The 25,266-nt window shown below is 53.2% G+C and carries 25 protein-coding genes; 13 read left to right on the top strand and 12 right to left on the bottom strand.

Going from position 1 to position 25,266, the window contains the following annotated elements; genetic code table 11:
* Positions 1-900 (bottom strand): (2E,6E)-farnesyl diphosphate synthase, encoded by a 900-nt coding sequence (gene ispA / locus ACOTXD_RS07815; RefSeq protein WP_061855955.1) that lies wholly within the window; start codon positions 898-900, stop codon positions 1-3.
* Positions 901-1,143, bottom strand: coding sequence for an exodeoxyribonuclease VII small subunit (xseB, locus tag ACOTXD_RS07810; protein ID WP_003859094.1), 243 nt, complete (start codon positions 1,141-1,143; stop codon positions 901-903).
* 178 nt (positions 1,144-1,321) lie between these two features.
* On the opposite strand from xseB, the gene thiI reads away from it, so the two are divergent.
* Complete coding sequence (gene thiI / locus ACOTXD_RS07805; protein ID WP_022650463.1) at positions 1,322-2,770, top strand: tRNA uracil 4-sulfurtransferase ThiI; 1,449 nt, start codon at positions 1,322-1,324, stop codon at positions 2,768-2,770.
* A gap of 125 nt (positions 2,771-2,895) precedes the next feature.
* Here thiI and yajL read toward each other — a convergent pair whose 3' ends face one another.
* Together yajL and panE are read right to left on the bottom strand one after the other, a co-directional pair.
* Positions 2,896-3,486, bottom strand: a complete 591-nt coding sequence (gene yajL / locus ACOTXD_RS07800; RefSeq protein WP_003859085.1) for a protein deglycase YajL — start codon at positions 3,484-3,486, stop codon at positions 2,896-2,898.
* On the bottom strand, positions 3,449-4,360 hold the full coding sequence (panE, locus tag ACOTXD_RS07795) for a 2-dehydropantoate 2-reductase (RefSeq protein WP_061855954.1): 912 nt from the start codon (positions 4,358-4,360) through the stop codon (positions 3,449-3,451). Before panE ends, yajL begins: the two co-directional genes overlap by 38 nt.
* A gap of 125 nt (positions 4,361-4,485) precedes the next feature.
* Here panE and ACOTXD_RS07790 point away from each other — a divergent pair, with 125 nt between their 5' ends.
* The gene (locus tag ACOTXD_RS07790; RefSeq protein WP_017383179.1) at positions 4,486-4,977 is read left to right on the top strand and encodes a YajQ family cyclic di-GMP-binding protein; all 492 of its coding nucleotides are present in this window, start codon (positions 4,486-4,488) and stop codon (positions 4,975-4,977) included.
* Between the two features lie 32 nt (positions 4,978-5,009).
* Here the strand turns inward: ACOTXD_RS07790 and ACOTXD_RS07785 are convergent, their stop codons facing one another.
* The 8 genes from ACOTXD_RS07785 to ACOTXD_RS07750 form a co-directional block, all read right to left on the bottom strand.
* Positions 5,010-6,371, bottom strand: coding sequence for an MFS transporter (locus ACOTXD_RS07785; protein ID WP_061855953.1), 1,362 nt, complete (start codon positions 6,369-6,371; stop codon positions 5,010-5,012).
* A 150-nt stretch (positions 6,372-6,521) separates the two neighbouring features.
* Positions 6,522-7,409, bottom strand: a complete 888-nt coding sequence (cyoE, locus tag ACOTXD_RS07780) for a heme o synthase (RefSeq protein WP_003859062.1) — start codon at positions 7,407-7,409, stop codon at positions 6,522-6,524.
* An 11-nt stretch (positions 7,410-7,420) separates the two neighbouring features.
* Positions 7,421-7,747 (bottom strand): cytochrome o ubiquinol oxidase subunit IV, encoded by a 327-nt coding sequence (locus tag ACOTXD_RS07775; protein ID WP_006809888.1) that lies wholly within the window; start codon positions 7,745-7,747, stop codon positions 7,421-7,423.
* Positions 7,747-8,361 carry a cytochrome o ubiquinol oxidase subunit III gene (locus ACOTXD_RS07770; RefSeq protein ID WP_003859057.1) on the bottom strand — a complete coding sequence of 205 codons (615 nt, stop codon included), beginning with the start codon at positions 8,359-8,361 and terminating at the stop codon, positions 7,747-7,749. Before ACOTXD_RS07770 ends, ACOTXD_RS07775 begins: the two co-directional genes overlap by 1 nt.
* On the bottom strand, positions 8,351-10,342 hold the full coding sequence (gene cyoB, locus ACOTXD_RS07765) for a cytochrome o ubiquinol oxidase subunit I (protein WP_022650473.1): 1,992 nt from the start codon (positions 10,340-10,342) through the stop codon (positions 8,351-8,353). Before cyoB ends, ACOTXD_RS07770 begins: the two co-directional genes overlap by 11 nt.
* 16 nt (positions 10,343-10,358) lie before the next feature.
* A complete protein-coding gene (gene cyoA, locus ACOTXD_RS07760; protein WP_003859054.1) occupies positions 10,359-11,306 on the bottom strand; it encodes a cytochrome o ubiquinol oxidase subunit II in 948 nt (315 codons plus the stop codon).
* 478 nt (positions 11,307-11,784) lie between these two features.
* Entirely contained in the window at positions 11,785-13,260 is a 1,476-nt protein-coding gene (gene ampG, locus ACOTXD_RS07755) for a muropeptide MFS transporter AmpG (protein ID WP_045346365.1), read from the bottom strand.
* Positions 13,261-13,305: 45 nt separating this feature from the next.
* Positions 13,306-13,884, bottom strand: coding sequence for a lipoprotein (locus tag ACOTXD_RS07750; protein ID WP_003859052.1), 579 nt, complete (start codon positions 13,882-13,884; stop codon positions 13,306-13,308).
* 303 nt (positions 13,885-14,187) lie between these two features.
* On the opposite strand from ACOTXD_RS07750, the gene bolA reads away from it, so the two are divergent.
* The 11 genes from bolA (at position 14,188) to ACOTXD_RS07695 (ending at position 25,266) form a co-directional block, all read left to right on the top strand.
* Positions 14,188-14,505 (top strand): transcriptional regulator BolA, encoded by a 318-nt coding sequence (bolA, locus tag ACOTXD_RS07745; protein WP_003859051.1) that lies wholly within the window; start codon positions 14,188-14,190, stop codon positions 14,503-14,505.
* Between the two features lie 331 nt (positions 14,506-14,836).
* Entirely contained in the window at positions 14,837-16,135 is a 1,299-nt protein-coding gene (gene tig, locus ACOTXD_RS07740; RefSeq protein WP_015571277.1) for a trigger factor, read from the top strand.
* Between the two features lie 260 nt (positions 16,136-16,395).
* On the top strand, positions 16,396-17,019 hold the full coding sequence (gene clpP / locus ACOTXD_RS07735) for an ATP-dependent Clp endopeptidase proteolytic subunit ClpP (protein WP_006809880.1): 624 nt from the start codon (positions 16,396-16,398) through the stop codon (positions 17,017-17,019).
* Positions 17,020-17,146: 127 nt separating this feature from the next.
* Positions 17,147-18,421, top strand: coding sequence for an ATP-dependent protease ATP-binding subunit ClpX (gene clpX / locus ACOTXD_RS07730; RefSeq protein ID WP_006809879.1), 1,275 nt, complete (start codon positions 17,147-17,149; stop codon positions 18,419-18,421).
* A gap of 184 nt (positions 18,422-18,605) precedes the next feature.
* Positions 18,606-20,960, top strand: coding sequence for an endopeptidase La (gene lon, locus ACOTXD_RS07725; RefSeq protein ID WP_061855951.1), 2,355 nt, complete (start codon positions 18,606-18,608; stop codon positions 20,958-20,960).
* Positions 20,961-21,170: 210 nt separating this feature from the next.
* On the top strand, positions 21,171-21,443 hold the full coding sequence (gene hupB / locus ACOTXD_RS07720) for a nucleoid-associated protein HU-beta (protein WP_002444653.1): 273 nt from the start codon (positions 21,171-21,173) through the stop codon (positions 21,441-21,443).
* 212 nt (positions 21,444-21,655) lie between these two features.
* Complete coding sequence (ppiD, locus tag ACOTXD_RS07715; protein ID WP_045142051.1) at positions 21,656-23,527, top strand: peptidylprolyl isomerase; 1,872 nt, start codon at positions 21,656-21,658, stop codon at positions 23,525-23,527.
* A 148-nt stretch (positions 23,528-23,675) separates the two neighbouring features.
* The gene (locus ACOTXD_RS07710) at positions 23,676-24,056 is read left to right on the top strand and encodes a helix-hairpin-helix domain-containing protein (protein ID WP_003859045.1); all 381 of its coding nucleotides are present in this window, start codon (positions 23,676-23,678) and stop codon (positions 24,054-24,056) included.
* A 97-nt stretch (positions 24,057-24,153) separates the two neighbouring features.
* Positions 24,154-24,552, top strand: coding sequence for a YbgC/FadM family acyl-CoA thioesterase (locus tag ACOTXD_RS07705; RefSeq protein ID WP_023315524.1), 399 nt, complete (start codon positions 24,154-24,156; stop codon positions 24,550-24,552).
* 47 nt (positions 24,553-24,599) lie between these two features.
* A complete protein-coding gene (locus ACOTXD_RS07700; RefSeq protein ID WP_022650479.1) occupies positions 24,600-24,950 on the top strand; it encodes a type II toxin-antitoxin system RelE/ParE family toxin in 351 nt (116 codons plus the stop codon).
* Positions 24,937-25,266: a DNA-binding protein gene (locus tag ACOTXD_RS07695; protein WP_022650480.1), complete on the top strand. Its 330-nt coding sequence runs from the start codon at positions 24,937-24,939 to the stop codon at positions 25,264-25,266. Before ACOTXD_RS07700 ends, ACOTXD_RS07695 begins: the two co-directional genes overlap by 14 nt.

Genomic DNA, 25,266 nt, shown 5'->3' with positions numbered 1-25,266 from the left:
TTATTTATCACGCTGGATTATGTAGTCCGCTAGCGCTTCCAGTGCCGAGGTATCCAGCGATTGCGCGGCCAGCTCATTCAGCGACCGGCGGGCATCGTCTATCAGATCCCGGGCTTTACGTTGGGCATGCTCAAGGCCCAACAGGGCGGGATAGGTACTTTTGCCAAGCTGCTGATCCGCACCCTGACGTTTTCCCAATGTTGCAGTATCGCCCACCACATCCAGAATGTCATCCTGAACCTGGAATGCCAGACCGATACTTTCTGCGTATCTGTCCAGAGTCGGCAGGGCTTTACGCCCGCGTTCACCCGCGCTCAGCGCGCCCAGGCGAACGGCTGCACGAATCAGTGCGCCCGTTTTGTGACGGTGGATGCGCTCCAGCTGTTCCAGAGTAACCTGACGACCTTCAGCCTCTAAATCCAGCGCCTGGCCGCCGCACATCCCGGCGACGCCGCTGGCCATTGCCAGTTCGGACACCATTGCCAGACGATCGCGATCGCTCACTTCAACCATCGGCGCATCGCTCAGAATGGAGAAGGCCAGAGTTTGCAGCGCATCACCCGCCAGAATGGCATTCGCTTCGCCAAATTTGATATGGCAGGTTGGCTGACCGCGACGCAGATCGTCATCGTCCATGGCTGGCAAATCATCGTGGATCAGCGAATAGGCGTGGATACACTCCACGGCGGCTGCCGGGGCGTCCAGCGTGTTATCGCTGATACCGAACATGTTGCCCGTGGCATATACCAGGAACGGACGCAGGCGTTTACCCCCCAAGAGTGCGCCATAGTGCATGGCTTCAACCAGTGGAGTGTTCTGAAAAGGCTGCGGCTCAATGAATCGGCGCAGCGCATCGTTGGCGCGGATGACGCGCGCCTGAAGCGCGTTGGAGAAATCCATTTACTCGGCGTCCGGTGTGAATGGCGTGGTTTTAGCGTCTTCGCTGTCGGAAAGCAGGATCTGCACACGCTGCTCGGCCTGCTGAAGCTTTACCTGCCCCTGGCGCGCAAGCTGCACACCGCGTTCAAATTCGTTGAGGGCATCTTCCAGCGGTAAATCGCCGCTCTCGAGGCGGGTAACAATCTGCTCAAGCTCACTCAGCGCAGTTTCAAAACTGGCCGGTGCGTCGTTCTTCTTCGGCATAGTGAATTAACTCTTATATTCTTCGCCCCAACATGGTAACGGACTCGGGGCAATTATCAAATAACGCGAGTGGCGCGATGGTGGTATACTTGCGCGCCTGGATGCAGCCACGGGTGTGGGCTGCTGTATCATTTTCCACTACAAGCCTTTATAAGCTTGCCTAAGAAACATTGCCGCCATGAAGTTTATCATTAAATTGTTCCCTGAAATCACCATCAAAAGCCAATCTGTGCGTTTGCGCTTTATTAAAATTCTCACCGGGAACATTCGTAACGTATTAAAACACTACGACGAAACGCTCGCTGTGGTGCGTCACTGGGACCACGTTGAAGTCCGCGCGAAAGACGAAAGCAAACGTCTTGATATTCGCGACGCGCTGACCCGTATCCCGGGTATTCACCATATTCTGGAAGTGGAAGACGTTCCGTTCAGCGATATGCACGATATCTTCGAAAAGGCGCTGGTACAGTACCGCGACCAGATCGAAGGCAAAACCTTCTGCGTGCGCGTGAAGCGTCGTGGTAAACACGAGTTCAGCTCGATTGAAGTCGAGCGCTACGTCGGCGGCGGTCTGAACCAGCACGTTGAGACGGCGCGCGTGCGCCTGACTAACCCGGACGTCACCGTTAACCTTGAGATCGAGAACGATCGTCTGCTGCTGGTTAAGGGTCGTTATGAAGGTATTGGTGGTTTCCCGATCGGCACGCAGGAAGATGTGCTGTCGCTGATCTCGGGCGGCTTCGACTCCGGCGTCTCCAGCTACATGCTGATGCGTCGCGGCTGCCGCGTGCACTACTGCTTCTTTAACCTGGGCGGCGCGGCGCATGAAATCGGCGTACGTCAGGTGGCGCATTACCTGTGGAACCGCTTCGGCAGCTCTCACCGCGTGCGTTTTGTGGCGATCAACTTTGAGCCGGTGGTCGGCGAAATCCTCGAAAAAGTGGACGACGGCCAGATGGGCGTGGTCCTGAAACGTATGATGGTGCGCGCGGCGTCCAAAGTGGCTGAGCGCTACGGCGTGCAGGCGCTGGTCACCGGTGAAGCGCTGGGGCAGGTCTCCAGCCAGACGCTGACCAACCTGCGTCTTATCGACAACGTGTCTGATACGCTGATCCTGCGCCCGCTGATCTCTCACGATAAAGAGCACATCATCGATCTGGCGCGTAAAATCGGTACTGAAGATTTTGCCCGTACCATGCCGGAATATTGCGGTGTGATCTCAAAAAGTCCAACCATTAAAGCGGTGAAGGCGAAGATCGAAGCGGAAGAAGAGAACTTCGATTTCAGCATCCTGGAAAAAGTGGTGGCGGAAGCGTCCAACATCGATATCCGTGAGATCGCCCAGCAGACCGAGCAGGAAGTGGTTGAGGTGGAGACGGTCAGCGGCTTTGGTGCTAACGATACGATTCTGGATATCCGTTCTGTTGATGAGCAGGATGACAAGCCGTTGCAGGTGGAAGGCGTGGAGGTGGTTTCGCTGCCGTTCTACAAGCTGAGCACCCAGTTTGGCGATCTCGACCAGAGCAAAACGTATCTGCTGTGGTGTGAGCGTGGGGTCATGAGCCGTTTGCAGGCGCTGTATCTGCGTGAGCAGGGCTTCGCGAACGTGAAGGTGTATCGCCCGTAGTTTATTGTCGGGGAGTGCGGCCTGATGCCCTCACCCCGTCCTTCTCCCACAGGGAGAGGCCGCAAACATTAAAAACGGCAACCTCGGGTTGCCGTTTTGCTTTTACCTTGCGCCACCCGACTTTTTTATTCGTAGTAGTTATAAATCCCCGCCGCCATCACCAGTGATGACGCGACTTCGTACGCTTTTTCGCGCCCAACCAGCAGGTCAATAATCTTCAGGCCAAAATCAATGGCGGTGCCCGGCCCCTGGCTGGTGAGCAGGTTAACGCGCGGATCCCAGACCACGCGTTTATCCACCCACTGGTCTTCCGGAATTGTATCCTTCAGACCAGGGAAGCCGGTCATATTGCCGATGGGGAAAATGTCGTGCGGAACCAGCACCGTACCTGCGGCTGCACAGATTGCCGCGACGATACGCCCGGAAAGATGAAACTGACGAACGGTTTCAACCAGCAGCGGGCTGTCGCGGAAACACTCAGCCCCCTTCAGACCACCCGGCAGAACGATAATGTCGTAATCACCGTCCGCCACTTGTACAAGCGGTGCATCCGCCAGAATCTTCACCCCACGCGAGCAGGTAATCGCCAGGCTTCCGTCGCTGGCGACGCTGGCGGTAGTAACCTTAATACCACCACGTACCAGCAAATCAATGGTGGTGACCGCTTCTGTCTCTTCGCTACCAGGGGCGAGGCATACCAGTGCCGATGCGCTCATACTCACTCTCCTTTCGTTTTACTAACTCAAACAGACGGCTGTTTTCCTCAACGGTAATGCCGTGTGCCCGGGCGCGTTTTAACAGATAACCGGTAATGTAATCAATTTCGGTATGCCGCATAGCCCGGATATCCTGCAACATTGAGGAGATATTTTCTGCCGTACTCTCAATGACCTGGTCGACATAATAACGTAAATCGGACTCTGAGGTGTGGTAGCCTTCGCGTTCAATGACGGCGGCAACTTCCCGGCAAATCAGCGCTACCCGATCAGGATGCTGGCGCAGTTCACCGTTAGGGCAATCCAGCAGGGCGGTCAGCGGATTAATCGCGCAGTTCACCGCCAGTTTGCGCCACAGTTCCGCGCGAATGTTATTGTGCCAGGCGACGTCAGGCAGCGTGCTTTGCAGGGTATCCGCAAGATAGCTGTAATCGCCGGGCTGTTCACGCGCGGGACCGATATGAGTGATACCACTGGCAACATGGATAATGACGTTACCGTCGCGACGCGCCGCGTGGGTGGTTGTCCCCATCAGCAGCGGTTGCCGGACAGATTTTAGCTCTTCAATGGTACCCATACCGTTGTGAATCAGCAGGATTGGCGTGCTTTCAGGTAACTGGGCGGCCAGGCTTTTCACCGCATCGGAGACCTGCCAGGCCTTCAGCGTGACCAGCAGCAAATCGCTGGTGGCAAGAAATTCCGGATCGTTTGCCGTTAAAGACTCATTAAAAATTGAACCGTCTGTACCCATCACGTTCACACTGCAATAGGGCTGGGGAATTCGCAGCCAGCCCTGAACGTCGTGTCCCTGTTTGCATAGCGCTGTAAGCCAGAGTTGGCCAAGGGCTCCGCATCCAAGCACTGTTACTTTCATCGTTCCTCCTCACCTGCAACGGCGCCAGGTGCTATGACGCTAAGTATAGCGCCATCAGCTAAGCTTCTAGTTATGCCTCGTTGCGGGTATTATGCAACGCAACAAAAATGAAGGGAGAAGAAAAGATGCCATCTTTCGATATTGTTTCTGAAGTTGATTTGCAGGAAGCGCGTAACGGCGTAGAAAATGCTGTCCGTGAGGTTGAGTCACGTTTCGATTTTCGTGGCGTTGAGGCGACCATTGAACTGAACGACGCGAACAAGACGATCAAAGTCCTGAGCGAGTCTGATTTCCAGGTCAACCAGTTGCTGGATATCCTGCGCGCCAAGCTGCTCAAGCGCGGCATTGAAGGGACCTCACTCGATGTGCCGGAAGATTTTGTTCACAGCGGCAAAACCTGGTTTGTGGAAGCGAAGCTGAAGCAGGGGATTGAAAGCGCCGTGCAGAAGAAAATCGTGAAGCTTATCAAAGACAGTAAGCTCAAAGTGCAGGCGCAGATCCAGGGGGAAGAGATCCGCGTGACCGGAAAATCCCGTGATGACCTGCAATCCGTGATGGCGCTGGTGCGTGGCGGCGATCTCGGTCAGCCATTCCAGTTTAAAAACTTCCGCGATTAAGACAATCATGCCCGGCTAAACCGGGCATTTTTTCAGGCCTTCAGCGCCTGCTCTACCTCAAAGCGGTTAGTCACTTTGCTGTCAATTTTGACATACGCACTGCGCTCTTCCGGGACAATCAGCACTTCGCTCACGCCCTCTGTCGCTTCCAGACGCTGTTGTAACGCGTCACCGATTGCCACGTCATCGGGAATTTCTACCCGCAGGCTACTCACGTAACGCGGCTCTTTCATGGTGCTGGCCACAAACAGCCAGAGCATCACCAGCAGCGCACCGGCGAGGAAAACGGTCTGGGAGTCAAACAGACCATCCACCCAGCCGCCGAGTGACCCGCCGATCGCCACGCCGAGAAACTGGCTGGTGGAGTAAATGCCCATCGCGGTGCCTTTGTATCCTGCCGGAGACTCTTTGCTGATAAGCGACGGCAGCAGGGCTTCCATCAGATTAAAGGCCAGGAAGAACAGTTGTACGCCAGCGATCAGCTCCCAGAAATGCGGGCCGGCGCCCCACAGCACAATCTCGGCAATCAGCAGTAACGCCACGCAGCCCACGAAGACGCGTTTCATTTTGCGCTTCACTTCGGCGTAAATAATGAAGGGCACAACGGAGACAAACGAGATCAGCATTGTGACCAGATAAATTTTCCAGTGCTCTGCCGCCGGAAAACCTGCTGAGGCCAGTTGACCGGGCAGGGCGACGAAGGTGGACATCAGCAGAATGTGCAGGCACATAATGCCGAAGTTCAGCTTAAGCAGGCGCGGCTCGGCGATGACTTTGCTGAAGCAGCCTTTGACCATCCCAGATTCACGGTTGAGGACGTGGTTTTTACTGTCAGGTACAACCCACAGCGTGAGTGCGATCCCGATGGTCGCCAGCACCGCAATCATCCAGAACAGGGCGTGCAGGCCGAGCGCATGAGTGATAACGGGCCCCAGCACCATGGCAATGGCAAACGTGACGCCAAAGCTGACGCCGATAAACGCCATGGCTTTGGTGCGGTTTTGCTCGCGGGTTAAGTCTGACAGCAGCGCCATCACGGCGGCGGCAATCGCCCCGGAACCTTGCAGGGCGCGCCCAAGAATAATTCCCCAGATGGAGTGGGAGAGGGCGGCGATGATGCTGCCGAGCACAAACACCAGCAGCCCGCCGACAATCAGCGGTTTGCGACCCACTCGGTCGGAGAGCAAGCCAAAGGGGATCTGGAATATTGCCTGCGCCAGGCCGTAGATACCGATCGCCAGACCGATCAGCGCTTCGCTGGCACCCTGTAACGCCATGCCATATGTGGTCAGAACGGGCAGGACCATAAACATGCCAAGCATCCGCAGCGAGAAAACAGTCCCTAAACCCCAGGTCGCACGCAGTTCGCCTGGCGTCATTTTATAATCGTTCATTACCACCTCAGTTCAAAAGCAGGCCATAGTGTAGTGCGGGGAAGGGGCGGGGTAAATAATCGGTTATTTAACAAATATTACATACGTTACTAATAGATTTCATGAATAAAAAAGGGGTGCCGAAGCACCCCTTTATGTCCTTGCTATAGCTTACCAGACGTAAGTCAGCAGGTTTTGTGAATCAGGCACCATGAAGTCTACGGACATCATCACGGACAGGGAGGTGATGGCGACAATCGAGAACACAAACAGCTTGCGTGCCCAGACCTTGTCATCTTCCACTTTGTAACCGCGCAGGGCCATGCCGAGCCACCAGACGCTCACCGCAGCTGCTACCACCAGATATTTATATCCGGCGTAACCGCCCAGAGAGAGCATCAGCGTTGCCACGGCAAAAGCGATGATGTAGAGCGTGATGTGGTTCTTGGCAACCGAAATGCCTTTCACGACCGGCAGAACCGGAATGTTCGCCGCCTGATAATCCTTAAAGCGGAAAATCGCGATGGCGTAAGAGTGCGGCATCTGCCACAGGCTAAAGATAGCCAGCAGGATCAGCGCACCGCTGTCGAACTCGTTCGTGACGGCGCAATAGCCAATCACCGGCGGCGCAGCGCCGGAGAGAGAACCAATCAGCGTGCCGTAGACGGAGTGACGTTTCATATACAGGCTGTAGACGCCTACATACACCACGAACCCCATCACCCCCAGCCAGCAGGCCAGCGGGTTAGCACCAAACCACAGCAGCATAAAGCCAGCAATACCCAGCAAGGTGGCGTACACCAGCGAGACGGAAGGGGCAATCAGGCCTTTAACCAGCACCCGATTTTTGGTCCTTTCCATCTTCTTGTCGATATCCATGTCGATGTAGTTGTTAAATACACAACCGGACGCAACCACCAGTGACACACCGACCAGCGTGTAAATAAAGAGGGTGTAATCAATGCTGCCTTTAGAGGCCAGCAGGAACCCTCCGATTACGGAGATCAGGTTGCCAAAGATGATGCCTGGTTTCGTGACTTGCAGGTATTGCTTAAACATACTCGCCGCTCTTAGTGAACCATCATGTTGTAGTTAAGGTTCCACATAATCCAGATGGAACCGACTACCAGGATAGCGATGATAATCACGGTAAAGATAAAGGCCGTCATGTTCCAGCCTTCATCGGACTTGGTGTTCATGTGCAGGAAGCAAACCAGATGCACCAGAATCTGAATCACCGCGGTCACCAGGATTGCGCCCAGGATAACCGGCTTAGATGCAGAACCGTTCATCACCATCCAGAACGGGATCACCGTCAGAATGATCGACAGGATGAAACCTGTCATGTAGGTTTTTACGCTGCCGTGGGAAGCGCCATGATCGTTAGAATGACTCATTACATCGCCCCCATCAGATAGACAACAGAGAACACACAGATCCATACCACGTCCAGGAAGTGCCAGAACAGGCTCAGGCACATAATACGGGTACGGTTAGTACTGGTCAGGCCGCGACGGGAGATCTGGAACATCAGTACCGCCATCCAGATCAGACCCGAGGTCACGTGCAGACCGTGGGTGCCGACCAGCGCGAAGAACGCTGACAGGAAGCCGCTACGATCCGGGCCGAAACCTTCCATGATCAGGTGATGGAATTCATAGATTTCCATCCCGATAAAGCCAGCACCAAACAGCCAGGTCAACGCCAGCCAGGAGACAACCTGGCTCTTGTTGTTTTTGTACATGGCGATAGCCGCCATGCCGTAGGTGATGGAGCTGAATAACAGCAGTGCGGTTTCAACCAGTACGAACGGCAGCTCAAAGATGTCCTTACCGGTCGGGCCGCCCGCTGTGCCGTTCACCAGAACGGCATAGGTTGCGAACAGACAGCAGAACAGGATGCAGTCGCTCATCAGGTAGATCCAGAAACCGAAGACTTTCGTCGGTCCTGTATCATGGTGCGCATGTTCATGCGCGTGGGCAGTCGAGTGCGCCAGAGTATCAGTTGCCATTTTTCAGCCCCGCTTTAGAAATCTCGTCAAAATGCTGGTTTTCCAGCTTTTCAACTTCACGGACTGGTACGTAGTAGTCCACGTCCTCGTCAAAGCTCTTCACAATCCAGCTGATTACGATGCCAGCGAAGCCAACAATCGCCATCCACCAGATGTGCCAGATCATTGCGAAACCAAATACCGTTGCGAAGGCGGCAATGACGATGCCCGCACCGCTGTTTTTCGGCATATGGATCTCTTCGTAATGTTCAGGTTGCTTGTACGCTTCACCTTTTTCTTTCATTTCCCAGAATGCGTCACGCTCATGAATGTGTGGCACTACGGCAAAGTTATAGAACGGAGGTGGAGAAGAGGTAGACCACTCCAGCGTACGGCCACCCCACGGGTCACCGGTCAGGTCGCGGTTCAGGTTACGGTCACGGATAGACACGTAGTACTGAATCAGCTGGCACAGAATACCGCAGGCAATCAGCGCTGCGCCGCCCGCTGCAATCATCAGCATTGGGTGGAACTGCGGATCGATCTGCTGGCTCAGACGACGGGTCATACCCATGAAGCCCAGCACGTACAGCGGCATAAATGCTACGAAGAAGCCAATGATCCAGAACCAGAACGCGCGTTTACCCCATTTCTCGTTCAGCGTGAAGCCGAACGCTTTTGGCCACCAGTAGGTTACGCCAGCGAAGCAGCCGAAGACCACGCCACCGATGATAACGTTATGGAAGTGCGCAATCAGGAACAGACTGTTGTGCAGAACGAAGTCAGCACCAGGTACCGCCAGCAGTACCCCGGTCATCCCACCTACGGAGAAGGTCACGATGAAGCCGATGGTCCACAGCATGGCTGAGTGGAACACGATACGACCCTGGTACATGGTGAACAGCCAGTTGAAGATCTTAACCCCGGTCGGGATCGCGATAATCATGGTGGTAATACCGAAGAAGGCGTTTACGTTGGCACCCGCACCCATGGTGAAGAAGTGGTGCAGCCAGACAATGAACGACAGAACGGTAATACATACGGTTGCCCACACCAGAGAGGTGTAACCAAACAGACGTTTACGCGAGAAGGTTGCCGCGATTTCGGAGAACACACCGAACACCGGCAGAACCAGGATGTACACTTCCGGGTGACCCCAGGCCCAAATCAGGTTGATGTACATCATCATGTTGCCACCCATATCATTCGTGAAGAAATGGGTACCCAGATAGCGATCCAGGGTCAGCAGCGCGATGGTGACGGTCAGAATTGGGAACGACGCGATAATCAGGACGTTGGCGCACAGAGATGCCCAGGTAAATACTGGCATCTTGAACATCGTCATACCTGGTGCACGCATCTTCAGGATGGTCACGAAGAAGTTAATACCGGTCAGAGTGGTACCGACACCGGAGAGCTGAAGCGCCCAAATCCAGTAGTCAACGCCCACGCCCGGACTGTATTCAATTCCCGACAGCGGCGGGTAGGCCAGCCAGCCGGTCTGAGCAAATTCGCCCACACCCAGTGACAGGTTAACCAGGATAACGCCGACAACCGTGAACCAGAAGCTCAGGTTGTTCAGGAACGGGAACGCAACGTCGCGCGCGCCGATTTGCAGCGGAACGACCACGTTCATCAGACCGATTACCAGCGGCATCGCCACGAAGAAGATCATGATAACGCCGTGGGCGGTAAAGATCTGATCGTAGTGGTGCGGTGGCAGGAAGCCGGCTTCGCCCGCAGACGCAAGCGCCTGCTGGCTACGCATCATGATTGCATCCGCAAAGCCACGAATTAACATGACGATACCGACGATGCAGTACATGATACCGAGTTTTTTGTGGTCAACCGAAGTCAGCCACTCATTCCACAGGTAGCTCCACTTACCGAAGTAAGTGATCAGGCCAACTAAGGCCGCGCCACCAATGATAATTGCAGCCACCGTAACCATAATAATCGGTTCATGGTAGGGCACTGCATCCAGTGTCAATTTTCCGAACATTTTCTTCCTCGGCCCCTTAGTGAGCGGTTTCCGCGTGGCTCATGTCCATGCCTTCCATACCCTGGTGCGTGTTGTGCTCGCCTTCAGGCTGGGTCATGTCCATGCTCATGCCGTGATCCATAAATTTGCCAATAACATCTTTGAACAGATTCGGTTTCACGTTAGAGAAGTACTCCACCTTGTTGTATTCGCTAGGTGCAGCCACTTTTTCGAACGCCGCCATGTCAGACATGGTGTTGGTAGACTGCTTCGCTTTTGCAACCCACTGGTCGAAAGTCGCGCGGTCTGGCGTAGCGATAGCTTTGAACTTCATACCCGAGAAGCCCGGGCCACTATAGCTGGCGGAGATACCGTCGTAGGTGCCTGCTTCATTCGCGATCAGGTGCAGGTTAGTCTGCATACCGGCCATCGCGTAAATCTGGCTACCCAGACGTGGGATGAAGAAGGAGTTCATTACGGAGTTGGAGGTCACTTTGAACTGAACCGGAGTGTTCGCCGGGAAGGCGATTTCATTCACGGTAGCAATGCCCTGTTCTGGATAGATGAAGAACCATTTCCAGTCCATGGAGACCACTTCAATGGTAATCGGTTTTTCATCGTGAACCAGCGGTTTGCTCGGCTCAAGTGCGTGAGTGGTTTTCCAGGTCAGTACAGCAAGGAACAGGATGATCAGAATAGGTACCGTCCAGACCACAGCTTCCACTTTATTGGAGTGTGACCAGTTAGGGCTATACTTCGCATCTTTATTGCTCGCACGATACTTCCAGGCGAAACCAACAGCCATCAAGATGGCAGGAATAACCACAATCAACATCAGGCCAAAAGCCGTCAGTATCAATGAACGTTGTTCCAGTCCAATCTGTCCTTTGGGGTCTAGTAGTGCAGAATCGCAGCCACTGAGTAATACAGTGCCTGCGAATAATGACAACCATCCCAAACTTTTATTGTATTTCCTGAGTCTCATTTAACGACCTCAATTCCACGGGAGTCTGGTGGCGTTTAAAGTGTGGGGGCATTTTACGGGAAGGTTACATTACTGTAAACATCATTAGCCCTGTGTCAGGAAGGTGTTACCGGGTTCTGCCGCACATGTCACAAGTGTTGCAAATTATGTCGCGTTTTCCGGGGGAAGCCGCACGGAGTGGGCGTTATAACGAAAGGGTGCCCCAGCATACCGCAAAAGGGACAATTGGTATAACCATTGCGGAAAATACACAAATAATTAACAATTAATTATCAATAAAAAGACAACTAAAAAACGAAAATTCAATCTTTCGAATGCTGAATCGTTTAACGGAAAATAGCGTAGCGAAATAAGCTCCAATAATTTCCGAATGCTATCCCGCACAAAACAACAAATATTTTTTTTGCCGATGGCGGTTATTTCGCCGTTATAATTTCGTGTCGTTATTACAACGGGAAATAACCTTTCGCTTTTTACTTCATGTCATCTGCGTTTTCCGCAGTGACATGAAATCCAGCATCCCACCGGTCAGGATACCCACGATGGCGAGAAACACGCCTGCATCAAGCAGCTGGGTTTCAAAAGGAAGCGACAAGGTGGTCGTCGCATTGATAATGAGTACCGCGAGCCACACTACCAGCGCAAGACAACCTGCCATCAGCAGACGCAGGGCAAACCGGTAGGCAGCCTGATATTCCGTGCGCGGCATGAAGTGTTCCGTCCGCTGGGTATATTCCAGCGTCTGGCGACAGACCAGCAACAATAAAATCCCCGGCACAGCCGCCACCACCGAGAAGAGATAAAATGTCGGCCAGCCGTGGGCTTCAACAAACCAGCCCGCGACGGGACCTACGTACACGCGCCCGACGGCTGAGAGGGCAGAGAGCAGGGCAAACTGGGTGGCGGAAAATGACTTATTGCACAGCGTCATCAGCAGGGCGACAAATGCCGCTGTGCCCATACCTCCGCACAGATTTTCAAAGAATACCGCCGTCGCCATGCTGATCATATGCTTGTCGGTGATCGACAGCAGCCAGTAACCGGCATTCGAAGCGCCCTGAAGGATGCCGAAGATCAGCAGAGCACGGAACAGCGACAGACGCTGCATCAATACGCCGCCGTACAGCGCGCCGACGATCGTGGCAAACAGCCCCAGGGTTTTGTTCACCACGCCGACCTCCCCCGCATCAAACCCGACGCCGCGGATCAGGAAGGTGGTGGTCAGACTCATGGCGAAAGCGTCGCCGAGCTTATAAAGGACAATCAGCAGCAGGATCAGCCAGGCATTATTGCGACCAAAGAAGTCGCGGAGCGGTGCGGCGACGGCCTGCTCCAGCGAGCGGGGAACCGGAATCACATCGCTCGGTTCAGGCGCGAATAGCGTGGCAATAATGCAGGGGATCAGCAGAGCGGCCATCAGCCAGTACATTCCCTGCCAGCCGAGATAGCGGTCGGCAAGCCAGAGGGCCAGCCCGCCGGAAACCAGCATACCCAGGCGGTAGCCAAGCACGCTGATTGCCGCACCGGCACCACGCTCTTCCGCTGGCAGGACGTCCGTCTTCCAGGCGTCAAAAACAATGTCCTGCGAAGCGGAGCAGAAGGCGATGACCACCGCAAGCGCGGCCATCCAGCGCAGCTGTGTTGACGGCTCAAGGAAACCCATTGCGGCAATGGCCAGCAACAGCAGCGCCTGCGTCATCGCTAACCAACCGCGACGGCGCCCGAGGAACGGTGGGGTATAGCGATCCATCACCGGCGACCACAGGAACTTAAAGACGTAAGCCTGGCCGACGAGCGAGAAGAAACCAATGGTTTTAAGATCGATGTTCTCAACCGTCATCCACGCCTGTAACGTGCCGGAGGTGAGCGCAAGGGGCAAACCGGAGGCGAAACCAAGGATCAGCAGAATAGCTGATTTCGGTTGCTGGAAAATGCGTAAGTAGTGACTGGACATGTTCTTATGAACTGACCCGGTGAAGCACCGGGTCAGTCAGCAGGATTAACGGGCGTTCTGCTTGATGAAGTCGTGAATGCTGGTGTCCTGTGCCATGTCGGCAATGGTGTCAGTCAGCACGCTGTTAACCGCGTCAGCGATATTTTTGTTGGAGGCCTGGAATGCGCCTTCAACGGAATAGCTCGCACGGTAGTTTTTGTTCATTTTGTTGCCGTTCTTCGCGGTAGCGATGATGGCGATATCGGCTTTAGTCGCAATGTTGTAGCGAACGTTACCCTGGGAGACGTCAGCGTACAGGTTGTTCACGATGATTTGCAGATCAACCGCGCCGCTTGGGCCAATCATGTAGCCGCGGGAGGTCATCTGTTTCTCCAGCACTTCCTGCAACAGGAAGCGCAGGTCGCGGGAGGCGGTCAGCGTGACCTGCTGGTTGTCGCGAGTCACTTTCGCCAGCGCCTGGTCCTGACGCTGATCGGCGCCATTAATGCTGACCGTAACGCCCATCAGGCTTGGATCCTGCTGAGGCAGGGTAATTTTTGGTGAAACGTCAATGGTCGTCGGCGGAGTCGCGCAGCCGGCGAGCATAAAGAGTGCTACCAACGGAAAGAAGAGTTTTTTTAACATTTTCGGGTTCTCAACGAATCGTAAGCAAAAAGAGAAAAATTGCCGCCATCATAACATCGCTAACGGCCAGGGGAAGTGGTCAACGCATGTAAATTCATCGCCTTGTCCGAAAACTGACCACCTTTCCGCTTTTCTCTGCCTGTAAGTGACAAAACGTATGAACCACATAGTGAACTTCATTCGTTTGGGTGAGAAAATCAGACGAAAGCTAAATATTTGTTGTCAAGGTGTAATGGAACCGGTAAAAGCGGCTAATATTTAAAGGGATGGGTGACATCTTAGCGTTGTCGGAGGAGTGATTTCATGATGATACGTGAACAGATAGAAGAAAAATTAAGGGCAGCGTTCAACCCTGTGTTTCTCGAAGTTGTCGACGAAAGCTATCGTCATAACGTGCCGGCAGGTTCTGAAAGCCACTTTAAAGTGGTTCTGGTCAGCGATCGCTTCACGGGAGAACGTTTCCTGAACCGACACCGCTTGATCTACAGCACCTTGACGGAAGAACTCTCCACAACCGTACATGCGCTGGCGCTGCATACCTACACCATTAAGGAATGGGAAGGGCTACAGGATACGGTATTCGCATCACCGCCTTGTCGGGGTGCAGGCACCATCGCCTGATAAATCGGATTTGCAACCGCCGGAGTTTTTCCAGTATGTTGCTTACAGATTTCGTCAAGACGGCCTTCGGGCCGTTTTGTTTTGTCTGAGTTTTGAGCGGATGGCGCGTTTTTAGGGCTAAAAATAGCCTTAAAGTGTGAAAAAAGCCGCAGCAACATGCTCCAACCGTTCTCGACTCACCTAAGTGATGCCGCTATAATGCCGCGTCTTATTGAATGTCTTCGGGATGATTCTGGCGACAGGGAATGTGAATCTGCACATAAGAGAGCATCCCGGTATAACAGACAGATTCAGAGTTGACCGAGCACTGTGATTTTTTTGAGGTAACAAGATGCAAGTTTCAGTTGAAACCACTCAAGGCCTTGGCCGCCGTGTAACGATTACTATCGCTGCTGACAGCATCGAAACTGCTGTGAAAAGCGAGCTGGTCAACGTAGCAAAAAAAGTACGTATTGACGGCTTCCGCAAGGGCAAAGTACCAATGAATGTTGTTGCTCAGCGTTATGGCGCTTCCGTGCGTCAGGATGTGCTGGGTGAACTGATGAGCCGCAACTTTATCGACGCGATCATCAAAGAAAAAATCAATCCAGCCGGTGCGCCGAACTACGTTCCAGGCGAATACAAGCAGGGCGAAGACTTCACCTACTCCGTAGAGTTCGAAGTGTACCCGGAAGTTGAGCTGAAAGGTCTGGAATCTATCGAAGTTGAAAAACCGATCGTTTCCGTGACCGACGAAGACGTTGACGGCATGCTGGATACCCTGCGTAAGCAGCAGGCGAACTGGAAAGAGAAAGAAGGCGCTGTTGACGCAGAAGACCGCGTAACCATCGACTTCACCGGTTCTGTAGACGGCGAAGAGTTCGAAGGCGGTAAAGCGTCTGATTTCGTACTGGCGATGGGCCAGGGTCGTATGATCCCAGGCTTCGAAGACGGTATCAAAGGCCACAAAGCGGGCGAAGAGTTCACCATCGACGTGACCTTCCCTGAAGAATACCACGCTGAAAACCTGAAAGGTAAAGCAGCGAAGTTCGTTATCAACCTGAAGAAAGTGGAAGAGCGCGAACTGCCAGAACTGACTGAAGAATTCATCAAGCGTTTCGGCGTGGAAGACGGTTCTGTTGCGGGCCTGCGTACCGAAGTGCGTAAAAACATGGAGCGCGAGCTGAACGGCGCTGTACGTAACCGCGTGAAGTCTCAGGCGATTGAAGGTCTGGTGAAAGCGAACGACATCGACGTTCCTGCTGCCCTGATCGACAGCGAAATCGACGTTCTGCGCCGTCAGGCTGCACAGCGCTTCGGTGGCAACCAGCAGCAAGCGATGGAACTGCCACGCGAGCTGTTCGAAGAGCAAGCGAAACGTCGCGTTGTTGTTGGCCTGCTGCTGGGCGAAGTGATTCGTACCCACGAGCTGAAAGCTGACGAAGAGCGTGTGAAAGGCCTGATCGAAGAGATGGCTTCTGCATACGAAGATCCATCAGAAGTGATCGAGTTCTACGGTAAGAACAAAGAGCTGATGGACAACATGCGCAACGTCGCGTTGGAAGAGCAGGCTGTAGAAGCGGTACTGGCGAAAGCGAAAGTCACCGAAAAAGAGACCTCTTTCACCGAACTGATGAACCAGCAGGCGTAATTTCGCCCCAACGGTTTAAAGTTTGAACAAAAAACCCGTTGCCCTCCGGCGACGGGTTTTTTTTATCACAGCTTTAGTCCTGGAAGGGTGCTAAAACGCCCTTTCAGTGTTAGCGTTACAACAAAACGTTGTTATGCTTGAAATAGGGCATGGCGACCCCCATTAGTATGTAATCACGATGATTGAGACTGGCTGATAATCCGTCCATAAGGTTACAATCAGTACAGCAGGTGTTTTCAATTTTGAACCAGGAGACGGAAATGTCATACAGTGGCGAACGAGATAACTTTGCACCCCATATGGCGCTGGTGCCAATGGTTATTGAACAGACCTCACGCGGTGAGCGTTCTTTCGATATCTATTCCCGTCTGCTCAAGGAACGCGTTATCTTTCTGACCGGCCAGGTGGAAGACCATATGGCTAACCTGATCGTGGCGCAGATGCTGTTCCTGGAAGCGGAAAACCCGGAAAAAGACATTTACCTGTATATCAACTCGCCGGGCGGTGTGATTACGGCGGGCATGTCTATTTATGACACCATGCAATTCATCAAGCCGGATGTCAGCACCATCTGTATGGGGCAGGCGGCGTCCATGGGGGCTTTCCTGTTAACCGCAGGGGCGAAAGGTAAGCGTTTCTGCCTGCCTAACTCCCGCGTGATGATTCACCAGCCGCTGGGTGGTTACCAGGGCCAGGCGACGGATATTGAAATCCACGCCCGAGAAATTCTGAAAGTAAAAGCGCGCATGAATGAACTTATGGCGCAGCATACGGGTCAACCTCTCGAGCAGATCGAGCGCGATACCGAGCGCGATCGCTTCCTCTCTGCGCCAGAGGCAGTTGAGTACGGCTTAGTCGACTCCATTTTGACCCATCGTAATTGATGCCCGCGACGCGAGTGTGCCGCTATACTAAGGTAGGGCGGCACGTTGCCTGTAAGCAGCTTGCGTCTGAGAATGGCATTTGCGTCGTCATGTGCGGCACATAGAACTTAAAAAGAGGTTTGGACTCATGACAGATAAACGCAAAGATGGTTCGGGCAAACTGCTGTACTGCTCTTTTTGCGGCAAAAGCCAGCATGAAGTGCGTAAACTGATTGCCGGGCCGTCCGTGTATATCTGCGACGAATGCGTCGATTTATGTAACGACATCATTCGCGAAGAGATTAAAGAAGTCGCGCCGCACCGTGAGCGCAGCGCGTTACCAACGCCACACGAGATTCGCCACCACCTGGATGACTATGTCATTGGTCAGGAGCAGGCGAAAAAAGTGCTGGCGGTGGCGGTATACAACCACTACAAACGTCTGCGTAACGGCGATACCAGCAATGGCGTAGAACTGGGCAAAAGTAACATTCTGCTGATCGGGCCTACCGGTTCCGGTAAAACCCTGCTGGCAGAAACGCTGGCGCGCCTGCTGGATGTTCCGTTCACTATGGCGGATGCCACCACCCTGACCGAAGCCGGTTATGTGGGTGAAGACGTTGAAAATATTATCCAGAAGCTGCTCCAGAAGTGCGATTACGACGTACAGAAAGCCCAGCGCGGGATCGTCTATATCGATGAGATCGACAAAATCTCTCGTAAATCAGACAACCCGTCCATCACCCGTGACGTCTCGGGCGAGGGCGTGCAGCAGGCGCTCCTGAAGCTGATTGAAGGTACGGTTGCGGCTGTTCCACCGCAGGGTGGGCGTAAACATCCGCAGCAGGAATTCTTGCAGGTTGATACCTCTAAGATCCTGTTTATCTGTGGTGGTGCGTTTGCAGGCCTGGATAAAGTGATCTCTCACCGTGTGGAAACCGGCTCCGGCATTGGTTTTGGCGCAACGGTGAAAGCCACGTCTGAAAAACCAAACGAAGGCCAGCTGCTGGCGCAGGTTGAGCCGGAAGATCTGATCAAATTCGGTTTGATTCCGGAATTTATCGGCCGTCTGCCGGTTGTGGCGACCCTGAACGAACTGAGCGAAGACGCGTTGATTCAGATCCTGAAAGAGCCGAAAAACGCGCTGACCAAGCAGTATCAGGCGCTGTTTAATCTGGAAGGCGTTGAGCTGGAATTCCGTGACGAAGCGTTGGACGCGATTGCCAAGAAAGCGATGGCGCGTAAAACCGGTGCCCGTGGCCTGCGTTCTATCGTGGAAGCAGCATTGCTCGACACGATGTACGATCTTCCTTCTATGGAAGACGTCGAAAAAGTCGTGATCGACGAGTCCGTCATTGGTGGCCAGACCAAGCCGTTACTGATTTACGGTAAACCGGAAGCGCAGCAGGCATCTGGCGAATAATTCACCATTTCATACAATCAGTTAATCAAAAAGGGGGGATTTTATCTCCCCTTTACTTTTTCCGTATTCATGGCGTTGAATGTATGGGAAACATCCCCATATACTGGATTACATGTTAATGGTTGTGTGAAGCACAGTTACATGACCAGTTTACCTGGCGGACACTAAACTAAGAGAGAGCTCTATGAATCCTGAGCGTTCTGAACGCATTGAAATCCCCGTATTGCCGTTGCGCGATGTGGTGGTTTATCCGCACATGGTCATACCCTTATTTGTAGGGCGGGAAAAATCTATCCGTTGCCTCGAAGCCGCCATGGATCATGATAAAAAAATCATGTTGGTCGCGCAGAAAGAAGCATCAACGGATGAGCCGGGTGTAAACGATCTTTTCACCGTCGGGACCGTGGCCTCTATTTTGCAGATGCTGAAGCTGCCAGACGGCACCGTGAAGGTGCTGGTGGAAGGCTTACAGCGTGCGCGTATTACCACTCTGTCAGACGATGGCGAGCACTTCTCTGCGAAGGCAGAGTACCTTGATTCACCGGAACTTGATGAGCGCGAGCAGGAAGTGCTGGTACGCACCGCGATCAGCCAGTTCGAAGGCTACATCAAGCTGAATAAGAAAATCCCACCTGAAGTGCTGACGTCGCTGAACAGCATCGACGATCCTGCACGTCTGGCGGATACCATCGCTGCGCATATGCCGCTGAAGCTGGCTGACAAACAGTCCGTGCTGGAAATGTCCGACGTTAACGAACGTCTGGAATACCTGATGGCGATGATGGAGTCTGAGATCGATCTGCTCCAGGTTGAGAAGCGCATTCGCAACCGCGTCAAAAAGCAGATGGAAAAATCGCAGCGTGAGTACTATCTGAACGAGCAAATGAAAGCCATTCAGAAAGAGCTCGGCGAGATGGACGATGCGCCGGATGAAAACGAAGCGCTGAAGCGTAAGATCGACGCGGCGAAGATGCCGAAAGAGGCGAAAGAGAAAGCTGAAGCTGAGTTGCAGAAGCTGAAAATGATGTCTCCGATGTCGGCGGAAGCGACCGTTGTACGCGGCTACATTGAGTGGATGGTGCAGGTTCCGTGGAATGCCCGCAGCAAGGTCAAAAAAGACCTGCGTCAGGCCCAGGAGATCCTGGATACCGACCACTACGGCCTGGAACGTGTGAAAGACCGCATTCTTGAGTACCTCGCGGTACAGAGCCGAGTGAACAAAATCAAAGGCCCAATCCTGTGCCTGGTAGGGCCTCCAGGGGTGGGTAAAACCTCTCTGGGCCAGTCCATCGCCAAAGCGACAGGGCGTAAGTACATCCGTATGGCGCTGGGCGGCGTGCGTGATGAAGCGGAAATCCGCGGTCACCGCCGTACCTACATCGGTTCCATGCCGGGCAAGCTTATCCAGAAAATGGCGAAAGTGGGCGTCAAAAACCCGCTGTTCCTGCTCGATGAGATCGACAAAATGTCTTCAGACATGCGTGGCGATCCGGCGTCGGCGCTGCTGGAAGTGCTTGATCCAGAGCAGAACGTGGCGTTTAGCGATCACTACCTGGAAGTGGATTACGACCTGAGCGATGTGATGTTCGTGGCGACGTCGAACTCCATGAACATTCCGGCACCGCTGCTGGACCGTATGGAAGTGATCCGTCTGTCCGGTTATACCGAAGACGAGAAGCTGAACATTGCCAAACAGCACCTGCTGCCGAAGCAGATTGAGCGTAACGCGCTTAAAGCCAACGAGCTGACCGTTGAGGACAGCGCCATTGTCGGCATTATTCGTTACTACACCCGTGAAGCGGGTGTGCGTAGCCTCGAACGTGAGATCTCTAAGCTGTGCCGTAAGGCGGTGAAACAGCTGCTGCTGGATAAGAGCCTGAAGCACATCGTGATTAACGGCGACAATCTGCATACGTACCTGGGCGTTCAACGCTTCGACTACGGTCGCGCAGACAACGAAAACCGTGTTGGTCAGGTGACCGGTCTGGCATGGACGGAAGTGGGCGGCGATCTGCTGACCATTGAAACCGCCTGTGTTCCGGGCAAAGGCAAGCTGACCTACACCGGTTCGCTGGGTGAAGTGATGCAGGAGTCCATCCAGGCGGCGCTGACCGTGGTGCGCGCGCGTGCGGAAAAACTGGGTATCAACCCTGATTTCTACGAAAAACGCGACATTCACGTTCACGTTCCGGAAGGGGCGACGCCGAAAGATGGCCCAAGCGCGGGTATTGCCATGTGTACTGCGCTGGTTTCCTGCCTGACAGGTAATCCGGTTCGTGCTGATGTGGCCATGACCGGTGAAATTACGCTGCGTGGTCAGGTACTGCCTATCGGCGGATTGAAAGAAAAACTGCTGGCGGCACACCGCGGTGGGATCAAAACCGTATTGATCCCTTACGAGAATAAACGCGATCTGGAAGAGATTCCGGACAACGTTATTGCCGATTTGCAGATCCATCCGGTGAAACGCATTGAGGAAGTTCTGACTCTCGCACTGCAAAATGAACCGTCCGGAATGCAGGTTGTAACTGCAAAATAGTGACCTCGCGCAAAGAGCGCCAATAAAAACAAGGCTGGTAAGTCATTTCGTACTTGCCAGCCTTTTTTTGTATAGCTAATTTAGATTGCTGATTGGGTTAGTCATCAACAACGGGTGTTGTAAGGTCATAGCAGGACTGATATAACTGCTGCGCGGTCGCGCTGTGAAGGATTCAGGTGCGATATAAATTATAAAGAGAGGAAGAGAACAGTGAATAAATCTCAACTGATTGACAAAATTGCTGCGGGTGCTGATATTTCTAAAGCGGCAGCTGGACGTGCTTTAGATGCTTTAATTGCTTCTGTTACTGAATCTCTGCAAGCTGGGGACGACGTTGCACTGGTAGGCTTCGGTACTTTTGCGGTTAAAGAGCGTGCAGCCCGTACTGGCCGCAACCCTCAGACCGGCAAAGAGATCACCATTGCTGCCGCTAAAGTGCCGGGTTTCCGTGCAGGTAAAGCGCTGAAAGACGCAGTAAACTGATTGCTTTCCCGCTCCAGGGAAGCTGAAAAGTACAAGGGCGCATCGTTTGATGTGCCTTTTTTGTTTGTCCAGACCTGATTTGTGCGAGTTTATGCGAGTTGTGGGCTGACAATTGCCCTGTTTTCTTGTCACAATACGCTTTTACGCGCGACGGTCAGGATTTTCCGTCAGCGTCAGGTAACCAGTCACCTACAGCGGAGTGTTGTTACACCATGATGGACAGCTTACGCACGGCTGCTAACAGTCTCGTGCTCAAGATTATTTTCGGTATCATTATCGTGTCGTTCATATTGACCGGTGTGAGTAGTTACCTCATCGGCGGTGGCGCGAACTACGCCGCAAAAGTGAATGGCCAGGAAATTAGCCGTGGGCAGTTCGAGAACGCTTTTGCTGGTGAACGTAACCGCATGCAGCAACAGCTGGGCGACCAATACTCTGAACTTGCAGCCAACGAAGGCTATATGAAAAACCTGCGTCAGCAGACGCTAAACCGCCTTATTGACGAGGCGCTGCTGGATCAGTACGCGAAAAGCCTGGGTCTGGGCATCAGCGATGAGCAGGTTAAAAAAGCCATCTTCTCGACGCAGGCTTTCCAGTCTAATGGGAAGTTCGACAACGCGCGTTACAACAGCATTGTTAACCAGATGGGTATGACGGCTGACCAGTACGCTCAGGCACTGCGTAACCAGTTGACCACGCAACAGCTGATCAACGCGGTGGTGGGCACCGATTTCATGCTGAAAGGTGAAACTGAAGAGCTGGCGGCACTGGTGGCGCAGCAACGCGTGGTGCGTGAAGCGACGATTGATGTCAACGCACTGGCAGCGAAACAGCAGGTTAGCGACGCTGAAGTTAATGCTTACTACGAGCAAAACAAGAACAACTTCATCTCTCCGGAACAGTTCCGCGTAAGCTATATCAAGCTGGATGCAGCTGCGATGCAGGAAAATGCGACTGACGCCGAGATCCAGTCTTATTACGACCAGCATCAGGATCAGTTTACTCAGCCGCAGCGTAACCGTTACAGCGTGATCCAGACCAAAACGGAAGCAGAAGCGAAAGCCGTACTGGACGAGCTGAACAAAGGCGCTGATTTCGCCACCTTAGCGAAAGCAAAATCCACCGACATTATTTCTGCCAAAAACGGCGGTGATATGGGCTGGCTGGAAGAGTCAACTACCCCGGATGAGCTGAAAAATGCAGGCCTGAAAGAGAAAGGCCAACTGTCTGGTGTAATCAAATCCTCCGTCGGCTTCCTGGTGGCGCGTCTGGACGATGTTGTGGCGGCGAAAACCAAGCCGCTGGCTGACGTTCGTGATGATATCGCTGCGAAAGTGAAGCAGGAGAAAGCGCTGGATGCCTTCTATGCTCTGCAACAGAAAGTGAGCGATGCCGCAAGCAACGACAACGAATCACTGGCGGGCGCTGAGCAGGCTGCTGGCGTGAAGGCGGTTGAGACGGGCTGGTTCAGCCATGAAAACCTGCCGGAAGAACTGAACTTCAAACCGGTTTCAGATGCTATTTTCAATGGTGGTCTGGTCGGTGAGAACGGTACGCCGGGCAGCAACTCAGACATCATTACCGTTGACGGTGACCGTGCGTTCGTACTGCGCGTCAGCGAGCACAAAGCTGAGGCAGTGAAGCCCTTGGCGGAAGTGAAAGATCAGGTGGTGGCGCTGGTCAAACATAACAAAGCGGCACAGCAGGCAAAACTGGATGCAGAGAAAATTCTGGCCGACCTGAAAGCCGGTAAGAACGATGCGCTGAAAGCGGCTGGCCTGAGCTTTGGCGAAGCAAAAACGCTTAGCCGTACCGGTCAGGATCCTGTCAGCCAGGCGGCGTTTGGCCTGAGCCTGCCGGCGAAAGACAAACCTGTCTTTGGCACCACGACCGATATGCAGGGTAACGTGGTGGTTCTGGCGCTGGATGAAGTGAAAGCCGGCACGCTGCCAGACGCGCAGAAGAAGGCCATGGTTCAGGGAATTACCCAGAACAATGCCCAGATTGCTTTCGAAGCGTTGATGAGCAACCTGCGTAAAGAAGCCAAAATCAAGCTGGGTGATGTGGTCACTCAGGAGCAATAATTACGTGTCTGCTCGCAGATTTTCGTAACGTTCTGCAAAAACTAAAGGCCGCTTTCGCGGCCTTTTCCATTTCTGCAATCTGCTGTTTGTCCCTGTTTTCCCGTGCGGCTATCGTGGCATGGCTGTCAACAAACAAGGAGAAAACAGCATGAAATGTGGAATCAAAGCACTGTTAATTACACTGGCTATTGCCACTTCCGGGATGAGTGCGGGCGCGCTGGCGGCGTCACCCTCGTCTAAAGCCCAGGCTGCACAAACTCAGGCCGATGCAACGTCACAAGGTCAGGTTAAAGCCAACGCGACGGCCAGCACGAAAGCCATTGAGGACGAGGGTACGCGGGTCAGTATTAATACTGCCTCTGCGGACGATCTTGCCCGCGTAATGAATGGCGTGGGCCTCAAAAAAGCGCAGGCCATCGTCAGCTATCGTGAAGAGTATGGTCCTTTCAAAACCCTTGACGATCTCAAGCAGGTGCCGGGTATGGGCAGCGCGCTGGTTGAGCGCAATCTCGCACACCTGACGCTGTAATCGCGTAATCACTTGCACTGCGGCAAAAATTTGCCAGGATAAAGAGGTCATACCAGTTATGACCTCTGAACCTATAACAACGAAAGGCTATTGCGCTATGCAGACACAAATCAAAGTCCGTGGTTATCACCTCGATGTTTACCAGCACGTCAATAACGCCCGCTACCTCGAATTTCTTGAAGAGGCGCGCTGGGACGGCCTGGAGAACAGCGAAAGCTTCCAGTGGCTAACCGCACACAACATCGCGTTTGTGGTCGTCAATATCAACATTAACTACCGCCGCCCGGCTGTGCTGGGGGATGTGCTCACCGTGACCAGTGAGGTCCAACAACTGAATGGCAAAAGTGGTGTATTGAGCCAGGTCGTTACGCTGGAGCCAGAAGGGCAGATTGTGGCCGATGCGCTGATCACCTTTGTCTGTATCGATCTCAAAACCCAGAAAGCGTTGCCGCTGGAAGGGGAGTTGCGCGAAAAGCTGGAGCTGATGATCGCGTAAATTTTTGTCTTTTATAAAAGACAAGAAGGGTTTTCAGGGATAAAATCATGAACAGGGACTACGTTGTTAAACGTTACCGAACCCGCGACGGAAAAATACCGTTTGAGGATTGGGTAGCAAAGTTGAGACGAAAGGATCCGGAGCTGGCGTTTCGGATCCTTCTGCGAATCGACCGCGCTGAGAAGGGGAATTTTGGCGATTACCGTTATCTCAGAGAGGGTGTCTGGGAGTTGAAGGTTGATTGTGGTCCCGGTTATCGAGTCTATTTTGCGGTCCAGCACCGGGAAATCTTATTGTTGCTGATCGGCGGTGACAAAAAGAGCCAGAAAGCGGATGTGATGCTGGCAATAGATTACTGGAAAGATCATCAAAAGGATAAACTCCATGAGCAAAAGTGAGCGAAAATTCTCAAGTACCGTCAGCCATGATGAAGCTGTAGTCAAAATGCTGCGCGAAAATCCTTCTTACGCGCAACTCTATCTGCAAATTGCACTGGATGAAATTTACGAGGACCAGGGGATCCCAGCCTATTTGATTGCCCTCAGACGCGTTATCGAAGCGCGCGGCGGTATTGGAGAGATTTCAGCCAAAGCGGGGCTTTCACGTCAGCAGCTATACCGTACCCTGTCCGAAAATGGTAACCCAACGCTGACTACACTGATGAAAATTACCCGTGCTGCCGGTGTAAAACTGTTCGACAGCACGGTCAGGTAG

Source organism: Enterobacter cloacae complex sp. CDL013 (genome assembly GCF_049238805.1).
Taxonomy (GTDB): domain Bacteria; phylum Pseudomonadota; class Gammaproteobacteria; order Enterobacterales; family Enterobacteriaceae; genus Enterobacter; species Enterobacter hormaechei_C.
The sequence above is the reverse complement of the archived record's forward strand: the minus strand, read 5'-3'. Positions and strand labels throughout refer to the sequence as shown.